Origin of the sequence: Rhizobium sp. BK275 (genome assembly GCF_014193555.1) — a bacterium.
Taxonomy (GTDB): domain Bacteria; phylum Pseudomonadota; class Alphaproteobacteria; order Rhizobiales; family Rhizobiaceae; genus Rhizobium.
The window spans coordinates 376,302-403,062 of record NZ_JACHZL010000002.1 but is presented as its reverse complement, the minus strand read 5'-3'; the positions used below and the strand labels follow the sequence as shown (position 1 = coordinate 403,062).

The 26,761-nt window shown below is 59.4% G+C and carries 30 protein-coding genes and 1 tRNA gene; 14 read left to right on the top strand and 17 right to left on the bottom strand.

Going from position 1 to position 26,761, the window contains the following annotated elements; all coding sequences use genetic code 11:
* Positions 1–95 precede the first annotated feature (95 nt).
* The gene (locus tag FHT82_RS07900) at positions 96–1,013 is read left to right on the top strand and encodes a LysR family transcriptional regulator (RefSeq protein WP_183728090.1); all 918 of its coding nucleotides are present in this window, start codon (positions 96–98) and stop codon (positions 1,011–1,013) included.
* A 34-nt stretch (positions 1,014–1,047) separates the two neighbouring features.
* Here FHT82_RS07900 and FHT82_RS07895 read toward each other — a convergent pair whose 3' ends face one another.
* The gene (locus tag FHT82_RS07895; protein ID WP_183728089.1) at positions 1,048–1,929 is read right to left on the bottom strand and encodes an aldo/keto reductase; all 882 of its coding nucleotides are present in this window, start codon (positions 1,927–1,929) and stop codon (positions 1,048–1,050) included.
* A 27-nt stretch (positions 1,930–1,956) separates the two neighbouring features.
* Positions 1,957–2,796: an oxidoreductase gene (locus FHT82_RS07890; protein WP_183728086.1), complete on the bottom strand. Its 840-nt coding sequence runs from the start codon at positions 2,794–2,796 to the stop codon at positions 1,957–1,959.
* Positions 2,797–2,925: 129 nt separating this feature from the next.
* On the opposite strand from FHT82_RS07890, the gene FHT82_RS07885 reads away from it, so the two are divergent.
* Positions 2,926–3,855 (top strand): LysR family transcriptional regulator, encoded by a 930-nt coding sequence (locus FHT82_RS07885; protein ID WP_183728083.1) that lies wholly within the window; start codon positions 2,926–2,928, stop codon positions 3,853–3,855.
* A gap of 74 nt (positions 3,856–3,929) precedes the next feature.
* Here the strand turns inward: FHT82_RS07885 and FHT82_RS07880 are convergent, their stop codons facing one another.
* The 5 genes from FHT82_RS07880 to FHT82_RS07860 all read right to left on the bottom strand — a co-directional run bounded on the left by FHT82_RS07880 (position 3,930) and on the right by FHT82_RS07860 (position 7,013).
* Positions 3,930–4,622 carry a TetR family transcriptional regulator gene (locus tag FHT82_RS07880; RefSeq protein ID WP_183728080.1) on the bottom strand — a complete coding sequence of 231 codons (693 nt, stop codon included), beginning with the start codon at positions 4,620–4,622 and terminating at the stop codon, positions 3,930–3,932.
* Between the two features lie 16 nt (positions 4,623–4,638).
* On the bottom strand, positions 4,639–5,304 hold the full coding sequence (locus FHT82_RS07875) for a methyltransferase domain-containing protein (protein ID WP_183728077.1): 666 nt from the start codon (positions 5,302–5,304) through the stop codon (positions 4,639–4,641).
* A gap of 382 nt (positions 5,305–5,686) precedes the next feature.
* The gene (locus FHT82_RS07870) at positions 5,687–5,968 is read right to left on the bottom strand and encodes a hypothetical protein (protein WP_183728074.1); all 282 of its coding nucleotides are present in this window, start codon (positions 5,966–5,968) and stop codon (positions 5,687–5,689) included.
* A gap of 157 nt (positions 5,969–6,125) precedes the next feature.
* Positions 6,126–6,497, bottom strand: a complete 372-nt coding sequence (locus FHT82_RS07865) for a cell surface protein (RefSeq protein ID WP_183728071.1) — start codon at positions 6,495–6,497, stop codon at positions 6,126–6,128.
* 201 nt (positions 6,498–6,698) lie between these two features.
* Positions 6,699–7,013, bottom strand: coding sequence for a hypothetical protein (locus FHT82_RS07860; protein ID WP_246698099.1), 315 nt, complete (start codon positions 7,011–7,013; stop codon positions 6,699–6,701).
* A 91-nt stretch (positions 7,014–7,104) separates the two neighbouring features.
* Here FHT82_RS07860 and FHT82_RS07855 point away from each other — a divergent pair, with 91 nt between their 5' ends.
* Positions 7,105–7,542 (top strand): hypothetical protein, encoded by a 438-nt coding sequence (locus tag FHT82_RS07855; RefSeq protein ID WP_183728068.1) that lies wholly within the window; start codon positions 7,105–7,107, stop codon positions 7,540–7,542.
* On the opposite strand, the gene FHT82_RS07850 is transcribed toward FHT82_RS07855, so the two are convergent.
* Complete coding sequence (locus FHT82_RS07850; protein ID WP_183728066.1) at positions 7,500–9,536, bottom strand: acyltransferase family protein; 2,037 nt, start codon at positions 9,534–9,536, stop codon at positions 7,500–7,502. The two genes, FHT82_RS07855 and FHT82_RS07850, sit on opposite strands and share 43 nt — an antisense overlap.
* 54 nt (positions 9,537–9,590) lie before the next feature.
* Positions 9,591–9,986, bottom strand: coding sequence for a YkvA family protein (locus tag FHT82_RS07845; protein WP_183728064.1), 396 nt, complete (start codon positions 9,984–9,986; stop codon positions 9,591–9,593).
* Between the two features lie 409 nt (positions 9,987–10,395).
* Here FHT82_RS07845 and FHT82_RS30305 point away from each other — a divergent pair, with 409 nt between their 5' ends.
* Complete coding sequence (locus FHT82_RS30305) at positions 10,396–10,761, top strand: LysR family transcriptional regulator (RefSeq protein WP_348647583.1); 366 nt, start codon at positions 10,396–10,398, stop codon at positions 10,759–10,761.
* Positions 10,658–11,110, top strand: a complete 453-nt coding sequence (locus FHT82_RS07840; protein WP_246698097.1) for a substrate binding domain-containing protein — start codon at positions 10,658–10,660, stop codon at positions 11,108–11,110. Before FHT82_RS30305 ends, FHT82_RS07840 begins: the two co-directional genes overlap by 104 nt.
* A gap of 220 nt (positions 11,111–11,330) precedes the next feature.
* Here the strand turns inward: FHT82_RS07840 and FHT82_RS07835 are convergent, their stop codons facing one another.
* A complete protein-coding gene (locus FHT82_RS07835) occupies positions 11,331–12,263 on the bottom strand; it encodes a LysR family transcriptional regulator (protein WP_183728062.1) in 933 nt (310 codons plus the stop codon).
* Between the two features lie 126 nt (positions 12,264–12,389).
* Here FHT82_RS07835 and FHT82_RS07830 point away from each other — a divergent pair, with 126 nt between their 5' ends.
* The 5 genes from FHT82_RS07830 (at position 12,390) to FHT82_RS07810 (ending at position 16,341) form a co-directional block, all read left to right on the top strand.
* Positions 12,390–12,869, top strand: coding sequence for a carboxymuconolactone decarboxylase family protein (locus FHT82_RS07830; RefSeq protein WP_183728060.1), 480 nt, complete (start codon positions 12,390–12,392; stop codon positions 12,867–12,869).
* Positions 12,870–12,925: 56 nt separating this feature from the next.
* Entirely contained in the window at positions 12,926–13,870 is a 945-nt protein-coding gene (locus FHT82_RS07825; protein ID WP_183728058.1) for an MBL fold metallo-hydrolase, read from the top strand.
* A gap of 134 nt (positions 13,871–14,004) precedes the next feature.
* Complete coding sequence (locus tag FHT82_RS07820; protein ID WP_183728057.1) at positions 14,005–14,757, top strand: SDR family oxidoreductase; 753 nt, start codon at positions 14,005–14,007, stop codon at positions 14,755–14,757.
* 63 nt (positions 14,758–14,820) lie between these two features.
* A complete protein-coding gene (locus FHT82_RS07815) occupies positions 14,821–15,237 on the top strand; it encodes a cupin domain-containing protein (protein WP_183728055.1) in 417 nt (138 codons plus the stop codon).
* A 75-nt stretch (positions 15,238–15,312) separates the two neighbouring features.
* Positions 15,313–16,341: a mechanosensitive ion channel family protein gene (locus FHT82_RS07810; protein WP_183728054.1), complete on the top strand. Its 1,029-nt coding sequence runs from the start codon at positions 15,313–15,315 to the stop codon at positions 16,339–16,341.
* Here FHT82_RS07810 and FHT82_RS07805 read toward each other — a convergent pair.
* From FHT82_RS07805 to FHT82_RS07790, 4 genes are all read right to left on the bottom strand, one after another.
* On the bottom strand, positions 16,324–16,812 hold the full coding sequence (locus FHT82_RS07805; protein WP_183728051.1) for an Rrf2 family transcriptional regulator: 489 nt from the start codon (positions 16,810–16,812) through the stop codon (positions 16,324–16,326). The two genes, FHT82_RS07810 and FHT82_RS07805, sit on opposite strands and share 18 nt — an antisense overlap.
* Positions 16,813–17,199: 387 nt before the next feature.
* A tRNA-Arg gene (locus tag FHT82_RS07800) sits at positions 17,200–17,276 on the bottom strand.
* A 123-nt stretch (positions 17,277–17,399) separates the two neighbouring features.
* Positions 17,400–18,920 carry a HAMP domain-containing sensor histidine kinase gene (locus FHT82_RS07795; protein ID WP_183728050.1) on the bottom strand — a complete coding sequence of 507 codons (1,521 nt, stop codon included), beginning with the start codon at positions 18,918–18,920 and terminating at the stop codon, positions 17,400–17,402.
* A 153-nt stretch (positions 18,921–19,073) separates the two neighbouring features.
* A complete protein-coding gene (locus FHT82_RS07790; protein ID WP_183728047.1) occupies positions 19,074–21,071 on the bottom strand; it encodes a methyl-accepting chemotaxis protein in 1,998 nt (665 codons plus the stop codon).
* Positions 21,072–21,524: 453 nt separating this feature from the next.
* Here FHT82_RS07790 and rpmH point away from each other — a divergent pair, with 453 nt between their 5' ends.
* The 4 genes from rpmH (at position 21,525) to yihA (ending at position 24,757) form a co-directional block, all read left to right on the top strand.
* The gene (gene rpmH, locus FHT82_RS07785; protein WP_016552555.1) at positions 21,525–21,659 is read left to right on the top strand and encodes a 50S ribosomal protein L34; all 135 of its coding nucleotides are present in this window, start codon (positions 21,525–21,527) and stop codon (positions 21,657–21,659) included.
* Between the two features lie 22 nt (positions 21,660–21,681).
* Complete coding sequence (rnpA, locus tag FHT82_RS07780; RefSeq protein ID WP_183728044.1) at positions 21,682–22,080, top strand: ribonuclease P protein component; 399 nt, start codon at positions 21,682–21,684, stop codon at positions 22,078–22,080.
* Entirely contained in the window at positions 22,080–23,870 is a 1,791-nt protein-coding gene (yidC, locus tag FHT82_RS07775; protein ID WP_183729188.1) for a membrane protein insertase YidC, read from the top strand. Before rnpA ends, yidC begins: the two co-directional genes overlap by 1 nt.
* 233 nt (positions 23,871–24,103) lie before the next feature.
* Positions 24,104–24,757 carry a ribosome biogenesis GTP-binding protein YihA/YsxC gene (yihA, locus tag FHT82_RS07770; protein ID WP_183728041.1) on the top strand — a complete coding sequence of 218 codons (654 nt, stop codon included), beginning with the start codon at positions 24,104–24,106 and terminating at the stop codon, positions 24,755–24,757.
* A gap of 45 nt (positions 24,758–24,802) precedes the next feature.
* Here the strand turns inward: yihA and FHT82_RS07765 are convergent, their stop codons facing one another.
* The 3 genes from FHT82_RS07765 to FHT82_RS07755 form a co-directional block, all read right to left on the bottom strand.
* Complete coding sequence (locus FHT82_RS07765; RefSeq protein ID WP_183728038.1) at positions 24,803–25,360, bottom strand: fasciclin domain-containing protein; 558 nt, start codon at positions 25,358–25,360, stop codon at positions 24,803–24,805.
* Between the two features lie 111 nt (positions 25,361–25,471).
* The gene (locus FHT82_RS07760) at positions 25,472–26,191 is read right to left on the bottom strand and encodes an anti-sigma factor (RefSeq protein ID WP_183728036.1); all 720 of its coding nucleotides are present in this window, start codon (positions 26,189–26,191) and stop codon (positions 25,472–25,474) included.
* On the bottom strand, positions 26,188–26,724 hold the full coding sequence (locus FHT82_RS07755; protein WP_183728033.1) for a sigma-70 family RNA polymerase sigma factor: 537 nt from the start codon (positions 26,722–26,724) through the stop codon (positions 26,188–26,190). Before FHT82_RS07755 ends, FHT82_RS07760 begins: the two co-directional genes overlap by 4 nt.
* Between the last annotated feature and the right edge of the window lie 37 nt (positions 26,725–26,761).

Below are 26,761 nucleotides of genomic sequence, written 5' to 3'. Positions count from 1 at the left end.
CGGGTTTTGAGTTTGATCCCGGAGGCTAGATAGTTGCGGCCCATTGTCCTTATAATCCACATATTCAAGGATGAGCTCTTGCGGGATTTGGGACAATGCAGAAGACCGGACTGATTGAACTCAATGCGGTCGTTGCCGTCGCGGCGGCGCGAAACTTCCGCGCGGCCGCCGCCGAACTCGGCATGTCGACCTCCGCGCTCAGCCATGCGGTGGCGGCATTGGAGAACCGGATCGGCGTCAGGCTGTTCAACCGCACGACCCGCAGCGTTTCGCTGACCGAAGCGGGAGAGCAGTTTCTCGGCAAGATCGGCCCCGCGCTGAAAGACATTTCGGCTGCGATGGAGGCGGCGACGCAGGCGCGCGCCACGCCGGCAGGAACGCTGCGCATCAATACATCGGAGGGCGGCGCGCGGCGGATCCTGATACCGATCGTGCTTGAATATGTCAGGCGCTTTCCCGATGTGCATGTCGATATCGTCAGCGACGGGCGCATGATCGATATCGTCGCCGACAGTTTCGATGTCGGCATACGCCTCATCGAAACCGTGCCGCAGGACATGATCGCCGTGCCGCTGAAGGCCGAAGAGCGTTTCTTCGTTGTCGGCGCTCCCTCCTATTTCGAAAAACATGGAAGGCCGCAGACGCCGAACGACCTTCTGCGCCATGCCTGCCTGCGGTTGAGGCTGCCGAGCGGTGCGGTCTATCGCTGGGAGTTCGAGCGGCACGGTGAGGAAATCCGGCTCGATGTGAAGGGGCCGATGACGCTGCAGAGCATGGATCTGATGCTGGAAGCAGCCGTCGGCGGCGCGGGGCTTGCCTATATGACCCAGCAGAATGTGGAGGCCGATCTTGCGGCTGGCCGGCTGACTACAGTGCTCGAAGACTGGACGCCGCCCTTCCCCGGCCTCTGCCTCTACTATTCCGGCCACCGGCATGTGCCGGCGACATTACGCGCCTTCCTGGATGTTGCGCGCGAGATGACGCGAGCGCGAAAGGAGAACGGCCGCGGCTGAAACCGCGGCCGTTTTGTGTTCTGTCTTATGACGATCAGGCAGCCTTGAAGAGCTTCTTGCCTTCGGCGTCGAGGGCGGTGAACTCCTCGTCCGACAGCGTGATATCAACGGCTGCAACGTTTTCTTCGAGATGCTTGACCTTCGACGTGCCGGGGATCGGCAGCATGACGGGGCTGCGCTTCAGCACCCAGTCCAGCGCGATCTGACTCGGAGCGGCATTGTGCTTCCTGGCGATCGTATCGAGCAGCGAGCCGGGCTTGGCGAGATCACCGGCAGCCAGCGGATACCAGGGGATGAAACCGATATTGTGCTTGGCGCAATAGTCGAGCACATCTTCGCTGGTGCGGTCGACGAGGTTGTAGCGGTTCTGGACGGTCGCGACCTTGAAGACCTTGGAAGCTGCTTCGATATCGGCCACCGAGACTTCGCTGAGGCCCGCATGACGGATCAAGCCGGAATCGAGCAGCGACTTGATGGTGTCGAACTGCTCCTTGGCCGGAACCTTCGGATCGATGCGGTGCAGCTGCCAGAGATCGATCTGTTCGACGCCGAGATTGCGCAGGCTCTTGTGCACCTGCTGGATCAGATATTCCGGACGGCCGAGCGGCAGCCAGATATTCGGGCCATGGCGCGTGAGGCCGCCCTTGGTGGCGACGACCAGACCCTTTTTATAGGGGTGAAGCGCTTCCTTGATCAGCCATTCGGAAATGTCAGGACCGTAGGAATCGGCCGTATCGATGAAGTTGACGCCGAGTTCCGGCAGCCGCTTCAGCGTGCGGATCGATTCATCGTGATCGGCTGGATTGCCCCAGATACCGTCGCCGGTGATGCGCATGGCGCCGAAGCCGAGACGGTTGACCTCCATGTCGCCGCCGACCTTGAAGGTGCCGGATTTCGCTGCATTGTAATCGCTCATCGTCTTTTCCTCTCTTGGTCAATAAAATCACTCAAAATCGGTGGAGCTGGAAAGCTGCTCCCAGGCGTCGAATTCGGTCTTGAGAGACCCAAGCTTCTCGCGAACGAGGCTGATCGCATCACGCCCGAGCAAGAGATGGGCCGGCGGATTGTCGGATGCAATGAGCTTCAGCATTGCAGCCGCTGCCTTTTTCGGGTCGCCCGGCTGGTTGCCATTGCGTTCGAGGCGGCGCTGGCGCAGGGGCTCGAAGACCTCATCATAATCTGCGATCGAACGCTCTGCCCGCACCATCGAGCGGCCGGCCCAATCTGTGCGGAAGCCGCCGGGCTCAACGGCGGTCACGTGGATGCCGAAGCTCTTGACCTCCTTGCCGAGGCTTTCGGAAATACCCTCGAGGGCGAACTTGCTGCCGTGATAGAATGCGATGCCCGGCATGGTGATGATCCCGCCCATCGAGGTGACATTGAGAATGTGGCCGCTACGGCGCTTGCGCATATAGGGCAGCACCGCCTGCATGACAGCCACCGGCGCGAAAACATTGACCTCGAACTGGCGGCGCAGCTCGTCCATCGTCGATTCCTCGACGAGACCTTCATGGCCGTAGCCGGCATTGTTGACGAGAACATCGATCGGACCGATCTCTTTTTCGATCTCGGCGACAACAGGCGCAATCGCTGCGGTATCGGTGACGTCGAGAAGCTTACCGAAGGCAGAACCGGGCTTCAGCGCCTCGAACTCCTTGAGGGCTTCTTCATTGCGAAGGGTGCCGACCACCTTGTGACCTTCAGCGAGAGCGGCTTCTGCAAGGGCGCGGCCGAAGCCGGTCGAAACGCCTGTTACGAAAAGGATTTTGGACTTCGATGTCATGGCCTTCACTCCGTGGGCTGTTTGATGGAGGCGAAGGTAGGCTCATCCGATAATTTCGATAACCTCATTAAATGACGATAGCCTTTTTAGAGAAACTTATTAATCTCGGACTTGAAAACGGAGATCCGAATGCGCCAGGACATGCTTGACGGCATGGTGACTTTTGTCGTCGTCGCCGAGGAAAAGAGCTTTTCAGCCGCTGCCGTCCGGCTTGGTGTGTCGCCGTCCGCCATCAGCCAGACGATCAGCAAGCTGGAGAGCCGTCTGCGGCAGCCGCTCTTCAACCGGACCACTCGCAGCGTGAGTTTGACGGAAGCAGGCAACCGCTATCTGGAGCGGATACTTCCCGCTTTGGGTGAGCTTGCCGCCGCCAGCAAGGATCTTGACGCAGATGTCGGCCGGCCGGCCGGTCTTCTGCGGCTGAATGTGCTGCGCGCCGGCTATATGATCGCCATCCAGCCGCTGCTTGGCGATTTCCTGGAGGCCTATCCCGACATTCAGGTCGAGGTGAAGATGGAAGCCTCGATGAGCGACATTGTCGCCGAAGGCTTCGATGCCGGCATCCGCTTCGGCGAGACGGTGGCCAAGGACATGGTGGCCATTCCGATCGGCCCGCCGATCCGTGCCCATGTGATCGCCTCGCCGGAATATCTCGGCCGGCGCGGCATGCCGAAACATCCGCGCGACCTGCTGCAGCATGATTGCATCGGCTTCCGCTTCGTCACCAGCGGCCAGGTCGAGCGCTGGGAATTCGAGAAGGATGGCGAGCGCATCGATATTACGCTCCATCCGCGGCTGATCCTCAACGATTCCGCAGCACTCACACAGGCAGCCCTCGATGGGATCGGCATTTCCTACATGATCAACGGCTATATCGAGCGCTTTCTCGAAGACGGTCGGCTCGTGCGGATCCTTGCCGACTGGAGCCCACCGCTGTCAGGCCTGACGCTCTATTATCCGGATCGCCGGCGGGTGCCTGCCAAGCTGCGCGCGCTCATCGATTTCCTGAGAAAGCATCGATCCGAAGCGCCGCCGGCAACGGAAAGCGTGATTATCTAGAGCATTTCCGTTTATCTCCGAATCACGGAAATGCTCTATCTCTTTGTTTTCACGCAATTCCGGACGCAAAACCGCTACGCACTTTTGCTGGAATTGCTCTGGCGTATGGAATTGCTTTGGAGGCGGGTTTTCGTCTCTTCGCCGAATTCGGCCAGCATCTTCCAGAGTTCGCCAAAGATCTCGCGTGCGAAGGCTTCCATTGAAGCGCCTTCCATCAAAGCATCCTGGGCGCGCGCGCGCCAGACCTCACTGCCGACGCGCAGCGCGCCGATGACGATCGTCGAAAGCAAATGCATATGCGTCCGCACGTCCCGATCGCCGCCCTTGCGGGCAATCAGCGCCTCGGTCAGCTTCTGCTCCAGCTTGGCATATTTGAGCTGATCGCGTGCCTTGAGGGTCGGCGTGCAATGGATGAGTTCGCCAAGCGCCATGGCACGCTCGTCAATCGAAGCGGTGACGGTGACGATCAGGGCTTCCTCGACCGCCTTGACGGAGGATTCACTGGCTGGCCGCTCGGCAATCGCCGCCATCAGGCGGTCGGCGAAGGAATCCTGCCAGGCGAAGACGACCTCTTCCTTTGACGGGAAATAATCAAAGAAGCTGCGCTTCGAAACATCGGCAGCTTCAGTGATCTCCTCAATGGTGGTGGCGTCAAACCCGCGCTCCAGAAAGAGGCTCATCGCTGCCTGCTCGATGCGCTCGCGGGTCTGGCGCCGCTTGCGCTCGCGCCGGCCCTCGACGGCTTCAGGCTGTTTCTTCTCGGTCATTTCCATCAGGTGTCATTCAGTCATCCGCTTCGGAGAAAGCGGCGATCTCCATATCCACTCCGCTGGTACGATATTTGAAACGCTCACGGGAGAGCTCAAGCGGCTTGCGGCGCGAAATCCGGTAGACGGACGCTGGCGGCAGGTTGCGGACCGTACCGCCGATGCGTGTCGCTTTCAGGCCCAGGCGGTCGAGGATCGGGCGCGGCACGGGACAGCGCGGCCCGTAGGTGAACTGATAGAAAGCGCCGCCGGCCCGCATATAGACAAAAGCCCCTGCAAGGATCGAGGCGATCTTGCGCGGCGACATGGAAAGCAGTGGCAGGCCGCTGACGACAGCGCCGACGGGTTCGCCCTCGAAAATATCAGCCTGCGCCAGATGGGCTGCGTCCATCTGCAGGATACGCGCATCGGGGAAACGCTTCTGGAGCGATCCTATGAATTCAGGACCATATTCGATGAGCGTCAGGTCGCACTCGCTGATGCCACGCGCAAGCAGCGCGCGGGTGAAGACGCCGGTGCCTGGCCCGAGCTCGATAATCGGGCCGTCCAGCGCAGCGATCTCGCTTGTCATGATCCGGGCGAGCGAGTCGCCGGAGGGCGCAATCGCGGCAACCCTCAACGGGTTGTTCAACCAGGAACGGAAAAAATGCAGGAAATCGGAGTAAGCGCTCTTTGCGATCATGATTATCCCACCTGACTGAAACCTGATTGACGGTTGATGCGACGATCTCCCGCAGCATGGCAATTCCAAGGCAGGCCCGTCAATCCATCGTTTCTTCGCAGGTCTTTCTCCTCAACATTTTGTGTATTTTTGTATCTATTGCATTTTTGCATTTAATGCAATGTATTATATGGATCCGCAATCGGCCCGAACCGTCAACTCCACAATGGGAGCTTCCATGACTGGCTGGGCGGGAGGGGCGTGCCGGACCAAATGGGCCGGCCTTCCCTCGACAGCGTGACCAAAGCACCCTTGGAACGAAAAAGGCAGCCGTGCAGGCTGCCCTCTTTCGAGGTAGAGACTCCAGCCCCCTTTCCTCTCGCCTTATGCCATCAAACTGCTTTTAATAGTTGCAGCCCGAGCTGCTGGTCGGGTTGAAGCGGAGACCGCAGGCCATGTTGAGCGGCTTCTTCGGGCTGTACTGATAAGGCATGGAGCTGCTGGATGCACCGTTGACCGAACCGGTCGTGCGGGGCTCCTGGCGAGTCTTGGTGTTCTTCTGCTGCTTGGTGATCTGATGCTGCGGCTGTTGAGCCGGGGCTGCGTTGGCAGATGCGAAGGCAGAAACGCTGATGATTGCGCCAAGGGCTGCGGCCACGAGGCCATTCTTCACTAGGTTGATCACTTCTTGTCTCCTTGGGAGGAATGGTTGGGAATTTACGCCAAGGAGCTAGGAACCGGATTTGTCATATTCTACTGTGCCGCAACAGTGATCACGGATACGTGAGTTCCGATTGCGGACACGAAAAAGGCGGCTTTTGGCCGCCTTTTTCTTTGCCGGCTCAGTAGCCGTTGTCGCACGGCATGCTGCCGGGTCCGATCGTGCCGGTAAACGTGGGGTTGCACATAGTTTTGGGTGCAGGGCGATTTTCGGGTTGGCGGACAATCGAGCCCGTGGTGCCGGCTTCAACGCCGAACGCGGCAAGCGGATACCAGTAGCCGTCGGAGTGACGGCGGGTACCGGGGCGTTCCGTGCGGAATCCATGAAAGCCATGCCAATAGCCGGCATGTGCTTTATATTGCACCATTTCCACATTCGACGGGACCGGGATCCGGGCCTGCTGAACGGGCGCCGCCAGCGCGGGAACGGTAGACGAGAGGGCGAGAAGAGCGCTGAACGCAAAGGCGGACGGGGCTAGATTAAGCATTTTCATGATAAACCCTCCTTACTGGATTTACCTAAGAAAAATGCGTTCTATGCGCGCGAAGTTCCATCATCACACGCGGCTTCCTGCACTTGTGATTGCAGGCGATCTGCCGCGACTGAAAGACACAAAAAATCAAAATTTGCGATTTTGCAAAAGCCGCGAGAGTGGCGCCTGCGACAATTCACTAGCTGTGTGAATTCACCGTTCTCAGTTGGCGTACAAAGGACGGTAGCCCTGGCTTGCGACGCAGGAGAGGTATTGCCGATGGGCGGCGCCACTTGCATTGGTTTCCCGCTCCACGGCATCGCGGTGGCCGGTCATCTGCGCACGCAGGTCGTACTGCTTATTCGCCTCGTCATACATTGCGTTGGCATCGGACACACAGAGGCTGTGAGTGACACCAGGCGGATTGACGGGGGAAGCGACCGGTATGAGCACCGGCGCATTGGCACGGTCAACACAGCCGGCAAGGGCGCCCATCATGACAACGAGACCGACCACACCCATAATTCTCGTCTTCATCCGACCTCCGGTCGCTCGCCTACACAATCCATCGCTTCCGCAGATAGACGCCGAAGGTTGCGCGAAACTAGGCATGAGGAGGTCGGATCTCGTGCGCTCCGCGCTCGTTTGGATGGGCTCGCCTGATCCATTGGGTAATTCGGCTAAGATCAGGGAGAACGACCCGGAAAAGGAACGCACCTCGGCCATTGTCTCGGCGCTGCCGACGGGCAAGCCCTGGGCTGCATCTGAAATTGCTAAAATAATAGAGGAAGGGGCCTTCGATCCCGTCGGCAACCGTCGCCATGAAGCTCTGATAGACGCGCTCTCGGAGTTTATCGAACGCGGCCGGCTCAACACCACGCGTTTCAGCGGGTTCCTGCGGAAGAACTGCGGGCGAATCGTCAACGGACAGACCATCGTCAACGCAGGAAAAAACCGCGTCAACGCGGTTCTCTGGCAAATCGACGGCAGTGCGTGCCAGAGCGAAGCAGCCCCGTTCAACGCTCAGATGTTTGCCGCCCCATTGAACGCGGACACGAAAAGATAGCCGAGGCTCTTGGCCGCGGAGGCGGTGATGTGGTCGGCGTCCATGTAAAGCGGCACACCGTTTCGCGATGCGAGGCAATGGTCGTTGTCACAGAAGGCGGCCAGCGGATCGACGATCGCCGCATCGTATTTGGCGGCATATTTCTTCAGCATGGAGCGGGCGAGTGCCTGCCTCTCGGCGATATAGGGCCAGGGCGGCGCAATATCTGTCGAAGTGCCCGCAAGCTTGGCCTTGGCCAGAGCCTCGGGCACGAAGTGACCCATTTCCGGCACGTCCATGACGAGGACAACCTTGACGCCCTCCTGTTTCAATTGAGCCAGGGTGTTATCAAGCGCTGTTGCAACGGGCGTCGAGTAATCCGCCACGCTGGGGGGAATGGAGGCATCGAAATAATCCCCCTGGTTCGGCAATTCGGACTGGTGAACATATTTCGGCCAATAGGCCAGCATGAACACGAGCGGAATATGCTTTTCCCTAATCAGGTCGCGCACCGAGTTGTTGAAAGCCGTGCATCGTCTTGTGTCGCCCTTGGTCGTAAGCGGCACATCATTGAGCGGTGGGCAGGTGGCATGGGCGGCGAACATGCCGCCGAACCCTCTGGCAGCTGCGGCCGTATCGATCGCCGGCGCCATTGCTGCGGCGTGTGAGTCACCCCAGACAAGGAAGTCCGGACCGGTGTCGTCCAGATCGCCCAGAGCGCAGACCTTGCCGCTTTCGATATCGGCATTCGACGGCCCCTTGTGGTCGGACTCGCTGAAGCAGCCATCCTGATAGAAATGGCTCCGGTCGTAGGTTGCCGCATAGATGGCGCGAACATCGGCAGGCAAGCGGCCTGGTGCGCCGCCACTCATGACCACCAGTGTCCCAGCGCCGGACGTGACCCCGACGAGCAGAACCGCTATCGCCGGCAGAAGCCTGCCCTTGAACAAAGCCAGGCTGCCGCGGAACGGCTTTTCGATGAAGCGCCACGAGGCGATCGCAACAAGGATCGATGCCAAAATGACAGTCAGACGCAGCGCGGGAGTCAGCTCGTGGCCCGTGAAATAGCGCGTGAAAACGATGATGGGCCAATGCCAGAGATAGAGCGAATAGGAAATCAGCCCGACGAAGACGAGCGGCCGCAGCGTCAAAAGCCGGCCGACGACACCATTGCCGGCGCGCGCATGGATGATGCAGGCTGCACCGAGGCAGGGCAGCAATGCGGCAAAGCCCGGAAAGGTCGTTTTTTCGGTGAAGGTGAAGACCGCGATTCCGATTAGGAGGAGGCCGGTTGCCGCCAGAACCTGCCGGCCCATTTTGCTGCGCAGTTCCGGAATGGCCCCCAAACCTAGCACGACGCCGATCAGAAGCTCCCAGACGCGATATTGCGACAGATAAAAGGCTGCCGTCGCATCGCGGTTCAACGCGCCGATGCCGGCGGCGAAGGATGCCGCCAGGATGACAAGTACCAAAGCGATGACCTGTCGCGGCGCGATCCTCTGCAGCAGGATCATGACGAGGGGAAAGCCGATGTAAAACTGCTCTTCGACGGCAAGCGACCAAGTATGCAGCAGCGGCTTCATCTGTGCGCCGATGTCGAAGTAACCTGCCTCCTTGGCAAACTGGATGTTCGACGTGAAGAGGGACGCGGCGCTCATGCTGCGGGCGAAATAGAGAAGTTCCTGTGGCATGAAGGCGAACCATGCAACGACAGCGCAAGTCAGCATCATCGCAAAGAGGGCGGGGAAGATCCGGCGGACGCGTCGCTGATAGAAGCCGAGAAGACTGAACTCGCCTTGTGCCATCTCGCCCGCAATCAGGCTGCACATCAGATAGCCGGAAATGACGAAGAACACATCGACGCCGACAAAACCGCCACCGACGCCAGCCACGCCGGCATGAAAAAGGATGACCGGCAGGATGGCGATCGCCCGTAGCCCATCAATATCGGCCCGGTAGGGGAAATGCTTCGCACCATGTTGAGGAGCAACGAAAACGGGACTTTCTCCCCTCATAAGTAACATTTCAAACCTTTATGGTTGAATGTCGGCAAAGAGCGCGGATGAGAGCTATCCGACGCGATTAAGGTATTTGAACGCGTAGGCACCCAAAAGCAGCGCAACCCCCAGCCATATTGCCATGATCGCTATCAATCCCGCCCGGGTGACGGGCCGCTGTTGCCGGCTGGCAGCCAGCGTCCTGAACTCCGACATCAACGGTGGCGGAATAAGCCGGACTGCCCACAGCACCCCGAGCGGCACGATAATCAGATCGTCGAAGTATCCGAGAATTGGGATAAAATCGGGGATGAGATCGATCGGTGAGAGCGCGTAAGCGGCGACCATGCCGGCGACAAGCTTTGCCGCCAGAGGCGTTTGCTCGTCACGTCCAGCCAACCAAAGTGCAACAACGTCGCGCTTGATGGTCCGCGCCCATTGTTTTGCAATGTCCAGCCATTGTTTCATTGCGTGCCGCCGATGCTCCGTAACCGTATTCAGTCAACTACCCACCTCCGGCACATGAGCTTCGGCGTTGTGCAGTCATCCGGCGCATAGGTTGCTAGGATGCTTAGGATTGTCTCTACCGACGCACGGAAATGTCAGTCACATGTATAACAGTGCAAAAATGACATTTTCTAGAAACCTTGGGCAAGTGCCCCTGCACCCCCTTCAACCTAAGCAGTTCGTCCGGAAAACCAGTGAGACTTTCTAAGACCTCATTTTCTCCCGTCGTCTGTCTCGGACTTAACCCTTCTCGCCGATGGTCGCTGTGATCCTTCACACAGGCGAAAGGCTGCAGGATGTGGTGATCAAGGGTTTCCAACTCTTTGACGCGGGCACGGACACAGCATTCGGGCCGGCGCGTCACCCATAGATGGAGAGGATCCTGCGATGCGACAATTGGCGGCAAATGCGATATACTCTTCCGGAAAACGAGAGAATGCATATGGAGCGACTCGATGACCTCGAGGCCTTCCTGGCCATCGCCGAGAAAGGCAGCCAAACCGCAGCGGCGCGCCACCTGCGCCGGTCGCTGCAGTCCATCAACCGCTCGCTTGCGGCACTGGAGCAGAACGTCGGCGTCGGGCCGGTCGGTTCGCTGCGTGCATCGGCAGCTGGCGGTGCGGATCAGGGATATGGCCGATTCCAGCCTCAAGGCACGGCGTCTCGGCGATCTTCGCGCCGTGGTCTTCGGATCTCCTGCCTACTTTGCCACATATGGCCGCCCCGAACATCCTGACGACCTGATACGACATCAATGCGTTCTGCGCCATGCCGAAGGGTCCGGCGAGACATGGACGTTCCGGATCGGTGGACGGCGGAAAGCCGTGCGGGTGCATGGTCGCTTCGGCAGCGACAGTGCGGCTGCAACACATGCCGCCGTGGCAAGCGGGCTCGGCATCGGGCTCACGCCGCTATGGCAGATCCGCAGCCTCGTTGATGAGGGTACGGTGGAAGTGGTTCTCGAAGACTTCGAGGACAGCAAGATTCCAATTTACGCAGTGTGGCCATCCGGCAAGATACCGCTCGCCAAAACGCGCCTGTTCGTGAATGAGCTGGCCGCCCGGCTGAAGCGCGAGCGGCTGTAAGCCGGCGCTGACTTTCCGGCAAGCTCCAAAGGAAGCCGTTTGAGAAGCTCATAATGCCTGAGGCGCGACTCTGCATAGCTGAGCCTGCCATAAACTACTCCACCCTCGTGCGATACCGTTGCGTGCCAAGCGGCTCTCGCCAAGGTTCCGAAGCCTAGACCCTTTTCGGATTCAATTCATTGGGAGAATAATGGCGCACCGTCTCAGGTGAAGATGGGAACTATGTCTCCTCCATGGCTCTCCAAGGCCCTCCGGATGATGAAGCCATAAACGGATCTTCCTGCATCGCCGCAACGAGATATTCGATAATGGTTCTTACGCGAAGCGGCATGTTGCGCCGCGAGGAGTAGACCAGGTTGATCGGCAGGCGGGCCGGCGGGAAGTCGGGCACTAGATTGACCAATCGCCCGGCGCCGATATCGGGTGTCGCCAGGATGTGGGTGAGGATCGCGATGCCGGCTCCGGCAAGCACGGCGCGGTGCACGGCAACGGCATTATCCAAGACGAGACGCGGCGCGATCCGCACCGCGACTTCATCGGCCCCGTTGGAAAACTGCCAGGAACGACCGCTGCCGCCGCGGCTATAGCAGATACAGTCATGGCGGCTCAGATCCTCGAAGTTTCTCGGCATGCTTCGTTTTTCCAGATAGCTTGGGGATGCGACGAGAAAGGCCGTCGTCCAGCCGATCCTGCGGCATATCAGGCTGGAATCGGCAACAGCGCCGAGGCGCACTTCGAGGTCGATGCCTTCTTCAATCAGATCGGATGGCTCTTCGCGAAACAACAGTTCAACGAAAAGTTCCGGGTGGCGGTCGAGAAGAGTTGCGAACCGGTCGCTCATGTAAAGCCCCAACGGTGCAGGCAGGGAGAGCCGTACCTTGCCAGATGCGGTTCCCTCCGGACCGGCAGACTCGCCGAGTGCTTCCACCGCTTCGATAACCCTGAGCGCCATCGGGATCATCCGTTCGCCTTCGGACGTGAGTGCCAATGCTGTGGTCGAGCGATGCAGAAGACGTGTGTCGAGCTGGGCCTCCAGCGCCGAAACCTGCCGGGAAACCGCAGGCTGCGTCAACTTGAGATCGATGGCGGCAGCTGAAAACGAGCCCGCCTCGGCAACCCGCAGGAATGTCCGTAACGCGCAAACGATGTCCATAACCGTCCCCTTCGTTCTCGACATAAGCCTTATGTCCGCCACTTGGGTCGAAAGGTCTTTACGCCCGATGCATTACAGATATTATTTATCCTTAAGGATGTCAAATATCCTTAATTGGAGAGAACCATGACCCTGCGCCTGAACTACGCCCAGAAATCGCCTGAGCTGCTGAAGAAGCTTTCGGACCTCAGCATGGCCCTGAAGGACAGCGCCATTGAGCAGAAGATCGAAGATCTCGTGCAAATCCGCGCGTCGCAGATGAACGGCTGCGCCTTCTGCCTAGACATGCATGTCAAGGAAGCCAAGATCCATGGCGAGACCGAACTCAGGCTCTATCACGTTGCCATCTGGCGTGAATCGAACCTTTTCATCCCACGTGAACGCGCGGCCCTCGCCTGGACCGAAGCTGTGACGAAACTGCCGGAAGGCGGCATTCCGGATGAGCTCTACGAGCGTGTGCGCGGCCAGTTTTCCGAGAAGGAAATCTCAGACCTGACCTTTTCGATCATGGTCATCAACGCCTGGAACCGCGCCAGCATCGCCTTCAAGACCGTGCCTGGCTCGGCCGACAAGCTCTACGGCCTCGACAAGGCCGGTCTCAACTAGGCTCTTCCCCTGACGGACCATCGGACGACGCACGCCGCAAAGGCGGACGCGAATGAATGCATCTTTTGAAACAGGAGACAGATATGAACCTGAACAACACCCTGGCCCCCGGCGGGTCACGCTCCGAAGAGTTGGTTCCCTCGCGCTATGCGGTGCGGGTGGGCGAGATCGATGTGCTGGTAATCAGCGATGGCGTGCTACCGCTCCCAACCAAGATGTTGGGGCACAATGCCGACCCGACTCAGCGCGCGGCATGGCTGAACGACATGTTCCTGCCGCCGGACGCTTTCGACTGGGCGCTGAACGTGGTCGTGGTGCGTAGCGGCGAGCAGACCATCCTCATCGACGCCGGCCTTGGATTGGACCCGGAGTTGAACTTGCCGCGGGCCGGGCAATTGATCAAGCGACTGGAGGCGGCCGGCATCGATCTTGGATCCGTAACCGACGTGGTACTTACCCACATGCATATGGACCACGTTGGCGGGCTGCTCGTCGACGGGGTGAAGGAGCGGTTGCGTCCAGACCTGCGGATCCATGTGGCCGCAGCCGAGGTCAAATTCTGGGAGACGCCCGATTTCTCTCACGTGTCCATGCCGCCCGGCTTCCCGAACGCGCTTCGAGCGGCCGCCAAGCAGTTCAGAAAAGTATACGACAGTCAGCTGCAACTGTTCGATGAAGAGTACGAGGTGGCACCGGGGGTGGTCGTCTCCCGAACCGGCGGCCACACCCCCGGGCACAGCGTGGTCCGCGTGGCATCAGGCAAAGACCGGCTGATGTTCGCTGGCGATGCGGTGTTCGCGGTCGGCTTCGATCACCCCGACTGGTTCAACGGCTTCGAGCACGACCCGGAAGAGGCTGCCCGCGTCCGCGTTCGTCTTTTGCGGGAGTTGGCGGAGACCGGCGAACTTTTGGTGGCCACTCATATGCCGTTCCCCTCGGTTGGCCACGTGGCAGCCGACGGCGACCACTTCCGTTGGGTGCCGGTCTTCTGGGACTACTAACCGCCTGATGGCCAGAGGCGAGCGGGTCACAGCCTTCGGGGCCACGCGCCGGCTCGGCCGGCCCGACACTCGACCAACCATTCAGCAACGAATGAACAACGCGGTGCGCGAAGCAGCCGCAAATGGAGAAATTCATGAAAATTGTCATCATCGGCGGAACCGGCCTTATCGGTTCAAAGACGGCCGAGCGCCTTCGCAGGCAAGGCCATGAAGTCATTGCCGCCGCCCCGAACACCGGCGTCAACACGATCACCGGCGAGGGTCTCGCCGAGGCGCTTACCGGTGCCTCCGTCGTCATCGACCTCGCAAACTCACCCTCCTTCGAGGACAAGGCCGTGCTCGATTTTTTCGAGATATCGGGTCGTAATCTGATGGCGGCGGAAAAGGCGGCCGCCGTGAAACATCATATCGCCCTTTCCATCATCGGCGTCGATCGCCTGCCCGAGAGCGGCTACATGCGCGCCAAGGTCGCCCAGGAAAAGATCATTCGGGGGGCCGGTATTCCCTATACGATCGTCCACTCGACGCAGTTCATGGAATTCCTCGGTGGTATCGCCCAGTCGGGCACGATCGGAAACACCGTGCGTCTATCGCCGGCCTATGTGCAGCCGATCGCCTCTGACGATGTCGCCGACAACGTGGCCGCCGCTGCGACTGCGGCGCCGATCAACGGCGTCATCGAGATCTCCGGTCCGGAACGTGTCCGGCTCAACGAACTCGTTGCCCGTTATCTGAAGGCTATGGGTGATGGGCGCGAAGTCGAGGCGGATACGGAGGCGCGATATTTCGGCGCCCGGCTGGAGGATGGCTCACTCGTTTCCGACAACGATCCGCGCCTCGGCCACATCACTTTCGAGCAGTGGTTCGCAACCTCTGCCCGCAGATGATCGGATATCGGTGCGCCGCCACATGCTCCGCACTGTCCCACCCTCAAGAAAAGGAATTTCGAAATGATCAAGCCAATTCTCGCCCTTGCCATGACTGCTCTCTTGTCCGCAACGGCCGCTGCCAATGATGCCGGCGAAAAAGATGCCAAGGTCACTCTTGTCTACGAGCACGAGTTGCCGAACGTTCCCGGCAAAAGCATGAAAGGTGTTTTGGTCGAATACGGTCCGGGCGGTTTCTCCGACGGCCACACACACCCATCATCCGCCTTCATCTACGCGACAGTCCTCGAAGGAGCGATACGCAGTCGGGTCAACGATGGTCCTGTGAAGGTCTACAAGGCCGGCGAGAGCTTTTCGGAACTGCCGGGCGATCGCCACGGCGTCAGTGAGAATGCAAGTAAGACCGAGCCCGCGAAGCTGCTCGCGGTCTTCGTGGTCGATACTGCCCAGCAGGAACTGACATTTCCGATCAAGAAATAGATGAACAGGCCGGGCGCCCGATCCGGTGCACGGCCGTTCTTCGACGCGATCAACCGTTATCGGTGATTCCTAACCATGTTTGGCGATGACCACTTCTTGCCGTTCCTGCTGATCAACATCCTGGGGATTGCCGGTATCGTCGTATGGCACGTTCAAGGCAGGAACCGTCCGACGGGACGCCTGATCGCCCAGATCCTGTTCTTCACCGGCATGAGCCTTGTGCTCTACATGGGGGGCATCGCTCCGCATCAGCCCGATGACGTCTACACGCAGGGTTTTGTCGCGCTGCTCTCCAAGTCGGCCAGAATTCTCTGGTGGACCCATCTCGCTTGGACGATCATCGGCTTCCTCCATATCTATGTCCGACTCAACCGTAAGCCGCGGGAAGCCCACCTCATCCTGGATATGGCTGTAGCCGTCGTCTATGTCGGCATGGCGCTGTCGGTCACCGGCTTCGTTTTCGGTATGCCGATCGCCACATTGGTGACGACCTCCGGCATCGTTGCCGTCATCCTGGGTCTGGCTTTACAGAACACACTCGGCGACGTCTTTTCCGGCATCGCACTGACGCTCGGCAAGGCCTATGCCATTGGCGACTGGGTCCAATTGAACGACGGCACCGCGGGTCGTGTCACCGAGACCAACTGGCGCTCAACCAACCTGCTGACCGGCGCCAACAACATCGTCGTGCTGCCAAACAGTATGCTGGCGAGGCAAGGCCTGACCAGCCTCAGCCGCCCCGACGAGACGCATCAGATCGTGTTAACCGTGCGCTTTGCCGCTGGGCAAAGGCCAAGCTTTGTCGAGGAAGCCATGCGGTCCGTGCTGCAAGGCAGCAGCCGTATTGTCAAGGATCCGCCACCGGCCGTCGCCCTGAAGACCATCGACGCGATTGCGATCGAAGTGGAGTTGCAGTTCCGAGTCCCCAGTCTCGCCATAGGAATCTCAGCCAGGAACGAGATCATCGACCTCATCCATGATCAATGCGGAGCAAGCGGTCTTTCGCTGGCTGTGCCTGCCGAAAGCCTCGTGTATGTGCGAGCAACAACCAGCGGCGGGTCTTTCGCTCCGAGTACTGGAGGGCGCTCATCCAGCGCGCTTTAGAACCCACTCGAAAGTATCGTTCCAGATGGCTGGAGGCGTTTCTTGCGACAGTATCTCTCCAAGATCCGCCAGCGTGACGCTGCGCAGTTTCTGGCGCCATGCTTCGTCGGCTTCCCACATGATGCGAGCCACGGCGCAGGGGCTGCTGTCGCAATAGCCCTTCGGGCGGCAGGGGTTGTTGGCGCGGATGTTGGCGCAGACAAAGGTCCGCGCTTTGCCTTCCACCGCCTCCGCGATATCGAGAAAGGTCAATTCCGCCGGCGGTCTTGCGAGGCGATAGCCACCGGATGGGCCGAGGGTCGAATGAACGAGCCCTGCCTGAGACAGGCTCTGCAGTGCCTTGGATAGGTATTCCTTCGGAAGCCCGTGCAATTCTGCCAGCGCCTTGGTCGACAGATAGCGCCCATCGGGCAGGCCAGCGAGAATGGCGCAGCAATGCAGCACCCACTCGACTTGGCTCTTTAAAATCATTGATGCGTTCCGGCGTGGAGAAAATCAGCACATATTATGGATATAAAATATCCCTAAATTTGTCGCATGTAAACATGGGAGGTGGAGCCCTCCGGCTCAGGACATTGATCTGAATGATCTGATCTGACCCCTTCAAACTGGACCAGTTTTGGTTAGAGTTTTCCGCTGCATTTTCCTGGCTGGGAAAGGAACGGAAGACGATGAAGGCATCGCAGTTTTCGGACGCACAGAAGGCGTTCATTCGGAAGCAGGGTGATGAAGGTGGCCGGTTGCTGAGCCCTGCCATCGAGTATCCCACCCTTGTGCGATACCGTTGTGTACTAGGCGGCTCTCGCTAAGACTCTGAAACCCTAGATGTTTTTCAGATTCAATTCATTAGGAGGATAATGGCGCACCCGAAGAGATTCGAACTCCTGACCCCCAGATTCGTAGTCTGGTGCTCTATCCAGCTGAGCTACGGGTGCGCTTGCAGAGGCGGCCGAGCCGCTTGCGTGGGCGGTTCTCTAAAGGGTCTTTTCGGGCAATGCAATAGCAATTCGAAAAAAATCGCGACTTTGATTCCGCAAAGCTCACTTGCGGAAATTGCATCACTTTTCGGCGTGGGACCGGCTGCGGTAATCTTCCAGCGAAACCGGGCGATCCGGAATTTCGATGCGGAACTGCGTGCCGACCGAGGGCTTTTCCACAAGGGCGATGGTGCCGCCATGCGCCAGCACCAGTTCCCGGGCGATAGTGAGGCCAAGACCCGTGCCGCCCGAACGCGCCGAACCGCGGAAGGCGGCAAAGAGGTTCTGCCGCGCCTTCAGCGGCATACCCGGGCCTGTATCGTCCACCGTAATGCTGACGACGCTGCCGACGCGCTGGGCGGCGACCGTGATGCGCCTGACGATCCCGGCCCTCTCCTCGCCCGGCGAGGTAAGCGCCTGCAGGGCGTTTCGGCAGAGATTGTGAATGATGCGGAACAATTGCTCGCTGTCGGCATCCACTTCCAGATCCGGCCCCATCTGCTCGATGAACTCGACGCCGCTCTGCGGATCGATCGCCAGGATATCCTTCACCTCCTGCACCAGCTCATAAAGGCGGATGCGGCGGCGGCGCGGCGCCGATTCGGTTGCCTTGCCATAAGAGAGGACTTCGGTCGTGTAGCCGACGGCCCGATCGATGGTGCGCAGCAGCTTCGGCGCGAAACTTTTCACCATGGGATCGTCGACATCGACAAGGCGGTCCGACATGAGCTGCGCGGATGCCAGGATGTTGCGCATGTCGTGATTGATCTTCGAGACAGCGAGGCCGAGGGCTGCGAGATTTTTCTGCTGCTTCAGAGTCTTCTGCAGTTCGAGCTGCATCGAGGTCAGGTTGCGCCCCGCAACGGCCAGCTCGTCGCGACCGCCGTCGCCGACGTAGACATGCTGCGGATTTTCGGGATCGGAGGCAAATTGCTGCATGCTGCCCGTCAGCCTGCGGATCGGGCGAATGAGGATGCGGTTGATCGCAAAGAAGATCAGCGTCGCGGTAAAGAACGAAATCAGGATCGACAGAAGCAGCACGTTGCGGGCATAGCCGAACATGGCCTTGCGCAGCGGCCTGTCTTTCATGACGACCTCAACGCCGGTATCGGTCTCGCCGACCGCGCCATAGACGCGGATCATCCGGTTGCCGCCGAAGATCATCGTGTCCAGCGCGTCGCGCATCGCGGTCAATGGCGGGATGTCCGTGAGATCATAGGATTCATCGACCGAGGTCGGCATCCCGCTCATGGCAAGTAGCCGGGAGGTGCCGTCCTTGCGCAGCACGATCGCTTTGGTACCCGTCGCTTCCAGCGTTTCCTTCTGCAACGCGCGCGGCAGTTCCACCGGCTGCAGGCCATCGATGACGATTGCGGCCGCAGCAGCCGTATTCAGCCGATCCTCGAGCCAGCGAATGCGCATGCTTGCAATCGAAGGAAAGAAGATCAGGATTTCCGCCAGCATGATGAAGAAGACGGTGAGCCAGAGCAGCTTGCCCGAAAGGCCGCCGAACTTGCCGGCACGCGGATACGAGCCCCTGGCAGCCTCACCGGCCGCGGTGTTTTCCGTCTGGGAGGTCTCGCCCTGGTCCTGAACCGGCATCTCGTCTTGTCCGTGCGGCGAAAGGCCGCCATCAGCGTGAGCTTTTATATTAGACGAGAATGGTCCGCTTTCAAATCTTTGCGAGCAGCGGCAAGTCGTCACAAACGAAAGCGCCGCCCGCAGGCGGCGCTCCGGTACCGTTTGTGAACGCTGTCAGAACTCTTCCCAGCTCTGCTCTGCCGCGGCGGCATTGCCGCCGAAGGCGCGGGCAACGCGGCCGATCGCGCGGCGCGCTGGAGAGGCGACCGGCTGGTGATGCTGTTGGCGGGCAACGACCACCGCCGCCTGTGCGTCGTTCGAGACCTTGAAACGGGAGATGAGGCGCACGAGGCCATCGGCTTCGGCTGACAGTTTGTGGGTCGCAGCCGAGGTTTCTTCGACCATCGCGGCGTTCTGCTGGGTAACCTGGTCCATCTGGTTGACGGCGGTGTTGACTTCCTTGAGGCCAGTCGACTGTTCCTTGGCCGCCGTTGCGATCGAATGAATATGGTCGTTGATGGCGATGACCCGTGTCTCGATCTCGGACAGCGCCTCGCCCGTCGCCTGAACCAGCTTGACGCCGACCTGCACTTCGTCGCCCGACTTGGTGATGAGTGCCTTGATATCCTTGGCGGCAGTCGCCGAGCGCTGGGCCAGTTCACGCACTTCCTGTGCGACGACCGCAAAGCCCTTGCCGGCCTCACCGGCACGTGCCGCCTCGACGCCGGCATTCAGCGCCAGCAGGTTGGTCTGGAAGGCGATCTCGTCGATGACATTGATGATCTGGCTGATCTCGCGGGAGGCCTGCTCGATGCGGCCCATGGCGTCGACTGCATTGCGGACCACGACGCCGGAGCGGCCGGCATTGTCTTTTGCCTCAGAGACCATGACGGTGGCCTCCTGGGCGCGTTCGGTGGAGTTCTGCACGACGGCCGTGATCTCATCGAGAGCCGCGGAGGTTTCCTCAAGTGCTGCAGCCTGCTGTTCAGTGCGCTTGGACAGATCGTCACTGGCGTTGCGCAACTCGTTGGTATTGCCGTTGATTGCTTCAGTCGTCTCGCGCACCTCGCGCATCGTCGTCTGCAGCGTCACAAACGTATTGTTGACGTTTTTCTGCAGCTCGGCAAAGACGCCCTGGAATTGACCGCGCATGGTCTGCGTCAGGTCGCCTTCAGCAAGGCTTGCAATGACCCGGCGGGTTTCGTTGACGCCGGTATCGACGCTCGACAGCAGCGTGTTGATATTGCCGGCGAACTGGTTGAGGCTCTCGTCTTCATAATCCTTGTTGATGCGGTGGCTGAAATCGCCGGCGGCAGCGGCCGCCACGACGACGGACATGCTGGACTGCAGGTCGTCGCTTTTTGCCCGCATCGCCGCCTCCTGGGCGTTCATGCGCTGGATGGCGAGGCCGTTTTCCTTGAAGACGGCAACGGCGGCGGCCATTTCGCCGATTTCATCCTTGCGGCCGGCAAAGGGCACCTCGGCCTGGAAGTTGCCGTCGGCAACTTCCTTGATCGCATCCGTCACCTTCTTGATCGGCCGGCTCAGGTGGCTGGTGCCGATATAGAAACCCATGCCGACGCCGACTGCGATGCCGATGCCGGTGATGCTGAGCACCAGAGTCAGGATCCAGCTGCGGAAATCTTCGATCTGATCGCGCACGGCCGTCAGTTCGGCCTTGTCGGTGTTGACGATCGCGTCGATCTCGGCCTGGAAGGCCTTGCGGTTGGCGCGGTTGGCGTCGTTGTTACCCTGCTCATTGGCCGCCTGCGGGCTGACCTCCGTGCCGAGGCGCGCCGTCTCAGTACGGAAGGTGCGAAATTCCTTGGCGCGGTCGACAAGCTTGGTGAAGGAAGCCTTCTGGCTGTCCGGCACGAGCGGCGCCCAGCCGGCAATGACCTTGTCGATTTCGTCCAGATCGGCCATCAGGCCCTTACCGAAGGCCGGCGTCTGTTCGAGGCTCTTTGCGGCATAGATGCCGCGCGATTCCATGACGACGGCGGTGACGAAGCGGTTGAGGCGTTCTCCGGCATAAGCGCGGGCTGCGGCATGCTCGTAAGCCGTCAGGTTTTCGTTGTATTCGCGCATCGCCGAGAGCGCAGTGGCACCGATCAAAAGCGCTACGCCGCCCATGACGGAGACAAGAAGGTTGATTTTGCCGCGGATTTTCAACGAACACTCCTCACTTCACACAATGCCTGGAAAACAAATTCCCAGCCGATGCACTTGAAGATCGGGTAAATTCGTTAATGTTGTATTTCGAATATTAACAATATCAGCTACAAGAAATTACCCATACTTACTGCAGCCCGCAGTATGCTTCGCCTAAAGCCGAGCACCATCAAGGAATAAAAGCTGCGATTGAAAGCCCGCGAAAGCTTTATGTTGAAATATACAACCGAATGGTGATAAGTTGCATTCGTTAACACCTGAGTGCGAAATCTTGCCGTTTGCCTGGCGCATCCGGGGAAACTGCCTGTCATAATTGACTTTGGCAGGCTTCATCCGTATAAGCCGCCGCACGTCCGGTCATTCAAGGTCTTTCGCGACCTCGTCCGTTCGAAAAATAACGCTCCTTGCATCGTGCAAATTCAAGAAGGGCCGCACTCCGCGGTGTTTAAATAAATGAAGCGTACATATCAGCCCTCGAAGCTTGTTCGCAAGCGCCGCCACGGTTTCCGTGCGCGTATGGCCACTAAGGGCGGCCGCAAGGTCATCGTTGCTCGCCGCGCTCGCGGCCGCAAGCGTCTTTCGGCCTAAGGCCGGAAGTGCCCGATAGAAAATGACGGGCGGTTCGAAGACCAAAGAAGACAAAATGATTGCCGGGCGGCTCAAAAGCCGCCCGCAGTTTCTTGCAGTCCGCGAAGGCGAAAAGCGCCGCGGCAGTCTCTTCCTTCTCGAGGTTCTGGACCGTAAGGAAGAGGGCGAAGCCCGCGTCGGCTTCACAGTCACCAAAAAACATGGCAACGCGGTTGAAAGAAACCGCATGCGGCGACGCCTGAAAGAGGCGGTGCGGCTTCATGCAGGGTTTGCAATGCAGCCCGGACACGACTATGTGGTTGTCGCCCGCAGGGACGTGTTGACGGCGTCCTTTCATGAACTGGCCGCGGAACTGAAAGTCCGCGTGGAAACCAGGCCGAAACACCGGCGCTCGAAAGACGAGCGCCCCAGGAACGTATGATGCAAAACAACCGCAATTACTTCATTGCGATCGCTCTCTCGGTGCTGATCGTCCTTGGCTGGCAGTTCCTCTATATGAACCCGCGCATCGAAGCTCAGCGCAAGGTTCAGGAGGCCCAGAAGGCACAGCAGCAGACCGAGCAGACGCAGCAGCCGGCAGCCAACAGCCAGGCCGCCCAGCCGAATGGCGCCGCCCCGACGGGTCAGGCCGCCGCGACTGCGACCCGCGAAGAAGCACTTGCAAAGGCTCCGCGCGTTACCATCGACACCGCAGCCCTTTCCGGCTCCATCAACCTCGTCGGCGCTCGCCTCGATGACCTGAGGCTCAAGGCCTATCACGAGACCGTCGACGACTCGAGCCCGATCATCACGCTCTTCTCGCCGGCCGAAACCAAGGACGGCTATTTCACCGAACTCGGTTACATCGGCGGCGATGCGATTGGCAGCGTTCCCGGCCCATCTACCGTCTGGACCGCGCCCGATGGCGCAAAGCTCACCGAAAAAACACCGGTGACGCTAACTTATACAAATGACAGAGGCATCACCTTCGCTCGCACGATCTCCGTCGACGAACGCTATATGTTCACGGTGACGGACAAGATCCAGAATACCGGCGAGACGCCTATTTCCCTCTCCTCCTATGGCCGCGTAACACGCTACAACAAGCCGACAACGCCATCTGTATACGTTCTTCATGAGGGCTTCATTGGTGTCATCGGCGACGACGGCTTGATCGAGAGCAAGTATACGGCGGTCGAGAAGGAAGCCGTCGCCCCGGCAAAATCTACCGGCGGCTGGTTCGGCATCACCGACAAATACTGGGCGGCCACGATCATCCCGCCGCAGCAGACAGCCTATGACGCCCGCTTCTCGCATTTCACGGACGGTCAGCCACGTTTTCAGGCAGACTACAAGGGTGATGCTTTCACGATCGCGCCGGGTCAGTCGATCGAAATCAAGAACCTGGTATTTGCCGGTGCCAAGGAAGTTCCCGTCATCGACGGTTACGAAGCGAGCTACGACATCCCGCGCTTCGACCGCCTGATCGACTGGGGTTGGTTCTATTTCATCACCAAGCCGATGTTCAAGCTGATGGACTTCTTCTTCCGCTACTTCGGCAATTTCGGCGTGGCGATTCTGTGCACGACCATCGTCGTCAAGGCACTGTTCTTCCCGCTCGCCAGCAAGCAGTATGCTTCGATGGCGAACATGAAGCGCGTGCAGCCGAAGATGGAGGAGCTGAAGGCCAAGTTCGGCGACGACCGGATGGGCCTGCAGCAGGCGATGATGCAGCTTTACAAGGAAGAGAAGATCAACCCGATTGCCGGCTGCTGGCCGGTGGCGCTGCAGATCCCGATCTTTTTCTCGCTCTATAAGGTGATCTACATCACTATCGAGATGCGCCACGCGCCGTTCTTCGGCTGGATCAAGGACCTTTCGGCACCCGATCCGACGACGATCGTCAACCTCTTCGGCCTGCTGCCCTTCGAAGCGCCGGCCTTGCTGCATCTCGGCGTCTGGCCGCTGATCATGGGTGTCACCATGTTCGTGCAGATGCGTATGAATCCGACCCCGCCGGATCCGACGCAGGCGATGATCTTCAACTGGATGCCGCTGGTCTTCACCTTCATGCTGGCAAGCTTCCCGGCAGGCCTCGTGATTTACTGGGCCTGGAATAACACGCTCTCGGTACTGCAGCAGTCGGTGATCATGAAACGTCACGGAGTGAAGATCGAGCTCTTCGACAATCTGAAGGGCCTGTTCAAGCGAAAACCGGCGCCATCGAAATAGTCGAAAAGCCCTGCTTCGGCGGGGCTTTTTGTTTCGAGCCGCCGAAGCACTCAACTACAGCGCCGCGCGTCTTTTCAGACGCGCAAAGGACGCTGTAGCACTTTAAATTGCTGCATAATTTCATCCTTAAATCGATTCCGATTTAAGGAATTATGCAGTAGGCGAACCTTGACAATAGGTCTTAAAAACATGAAGCCGGTTTCATTACCGAACCCGGAGATTGCAGAATTCATATGACTGAAATCGCAAAGCCGCTCTTCGGCCACCCCTGGATCTTCATCCGCGGCGTGCCTTCCATGAAATTCCTACCGCCGGAAGGGCCGCTGGAAGTCGCTTTCGCCGGCCGGTCGAATGTCGGCAAATCGTCGCTGATCAACGCGCTGGTCGGTCAGAAAGGTCTGGCGCGCACCTCCAATACGCCGGGCCGTACGCAGGAGCTCAACTACTTCGTTCCGGACGGCTATTCCGGCGAGGGCAGCGACCTGCCGCCGATGGCGCTGGTCGACATGCCGGGCTATGGCTATGCACAGGCGCCGAAGGAGCAGGTGGATAACTGGACAAGACTCGTCTTCGACTATTTGCGCGGCCGTTCGACGCTGAAGCGCGTCTATGTGCTGATCGACAGCCGCCACGGCATCAAGAAGAACGACGATGACGTCCTGACGTTGCTCGACAAGGCGGCCGTCTCCTACCAGATCGTGTTGACCAAGACGGACAAGATCAAAGCGCCTGCCGTGCCAAAGCTGCTTGCCGAAACATCGGAGAGGATCCGCAAGCGTCCCGCCGCCTATCCGGCTGTGCTTTCCACTTCCTCGGAAAAGAACGAAGGATTGGACGAGCTGCGGCAGGCGATCGCCGAAACGGTCGGCATAGCCAACTGGAAATAAAAGAGGCGCCCCGAAAGACGCCCCTGCCTCTGCCGATACTTGAATTTACATCTTCGGCAGCAGCACCTCGTCGACGACGTGGATGACGCCGTTCGACTGTTTGACGTCGGCGATGGTGACGTGGGCGACACCGCCATTTTCATCCGTCAGCGTGATCTTGCCCATGCTTTCCTTTGCCTTGAGCACGCAACCGCCGACGGTCTTGATGTCGTGCTCGCCGCCATCGTCCTTGATCATCTTGGCGACGGTCTTCGACATGGCATCGGCGGCAACGACGTGGCAGGTCAGGATCTTGACGAGCTTGTTTTTGTTTTCAGGTTTCAGCAGCGTATCGACGGTGCCCGTCGGCAAGGCTGCGAAAGCTTCGTTGGTCGGTGCGAAGACGGTGAAGGGACCTTTGCCCTCCAGCGTGCCGACGAGCCCGGCAGCCTTCACGGCTGCCACGAGGGTCGTGTGATCCTTGGAATTGACGGCGTTCTCGACGATATTCTTGGTCGCATACATCGCGGCACCGCCGACCATCGGGTTCTTTGCCTCAGCGGCAAATGCAATTGCGGAAAAGGCGGCGGCGAGAGCGGTTGCGCGCAAGGCGGACTTGAACATGATTTTCTCCTCTGCACCCGGTCGCAGCAGCAGGCTTTATGCCCTGCGCCGCCCGGATATCAGCAACTACGAAAGGTGCTGCAGAAGAGTTTCAGGAAAATGATCTTGTTTTCACGGCCTGTGGATCGAACCGCTGGCGATGACGGGGCCTGACGGCTGGTGTGTGGGCGAGCCGCCGAATGGCTCCAGGCTGACGGCCAGCGTCGCGCCATCGGAAATCTGGCCGCGCATATCCGTCGGGATCAGCAATTCGCCGTTCATACCCCGTTGGAAAACGCCGAGGGAACGGGGCGTCCCACTACCCGGCACGAGCCAGAGTTCGAGAGATTTCTCCTCCGGCTTGCCGGCCGCAACCGGCACGATCTTCAGCCGGCCACTCTGGATATCGTAGGAGGCTGTCAGATTGACCTGGTTGTTCTGTCCCGAGAGCTCGGCCACCAGCGGCGGCGATGCCGGAGGCTGGGGCACGAGGCCCGAGGCAAAGGCGATGACGCCCAAGGTGACTGCAAGCGAGGCAAAAGTCAGCGAGCGCCAGAAACCGGCCGAATTCCAGAGGCCGTGCGAAAAGCGCGGCGTGCTTTCTGCATCGGCAAATAGGCGTGCCTCGATCTGCTTGAAGGTTTCATGGCTTGGCGCGGCCGTGCCGTATTCATCATTGAAACTGGAAAGATTGACCTCCCAGCGGCTGACGATGGCAGCAAACTGCCGGTCGCGGCGCATGCGCTCCTCAACGATCCTGCGATCCTGAAGGGAGAGGACACCCAGCACATATTCGCCGGCGAGAACCTCATCCCGGGAGCGGTCTCCCTTGCTTTTGTCGGGCGATGTCATCGTTCCATGCACTCTCTCAGTTTCAGCAGGCTGCGTCTTAGCCATGTCCGCACCGTGTTCAGCGGGACACCAAACTGATCGGCCAGTTCCTGATAGCTCAGCCCTTCGACATAAGCCCGTTTCACGGCGACCGCACGATCAGCTTCCAACTCTTCCATGCAGGTGTCAATCCGCCTTCCTTCATCCTTAATCACGACTTGTGCTTCCGGATCGAGACCGGCATCGGCGAGATCAGGCACATTGTCGATTTCGTCGGCTACCGGCCTGCGCGCCCTCAACGCATCGATCGACTGATTGCGTGCAATCGCCGCAATCCACGCGGCTGATGTGGAGGAGCCCGCCGTAAAGGCACCGGCACGCTGCCATATCTTGATGTAGACCTCCTGCAACACCTCTTCGGCCTCGTTCCTGTTCCCAAGGATACGAAGGCAGATCGCCAGAAGTTTCGGGCTGGTCTGATGGTAGAGCGCCGCAAAGGCCTTGCGGTCACCCAGCGCTACGCGGCCGATTAAATCTGCAAAATCCCCAGTCATGTCGCCCTCGAATGAACGATTTCCGGTTCGATAGTTT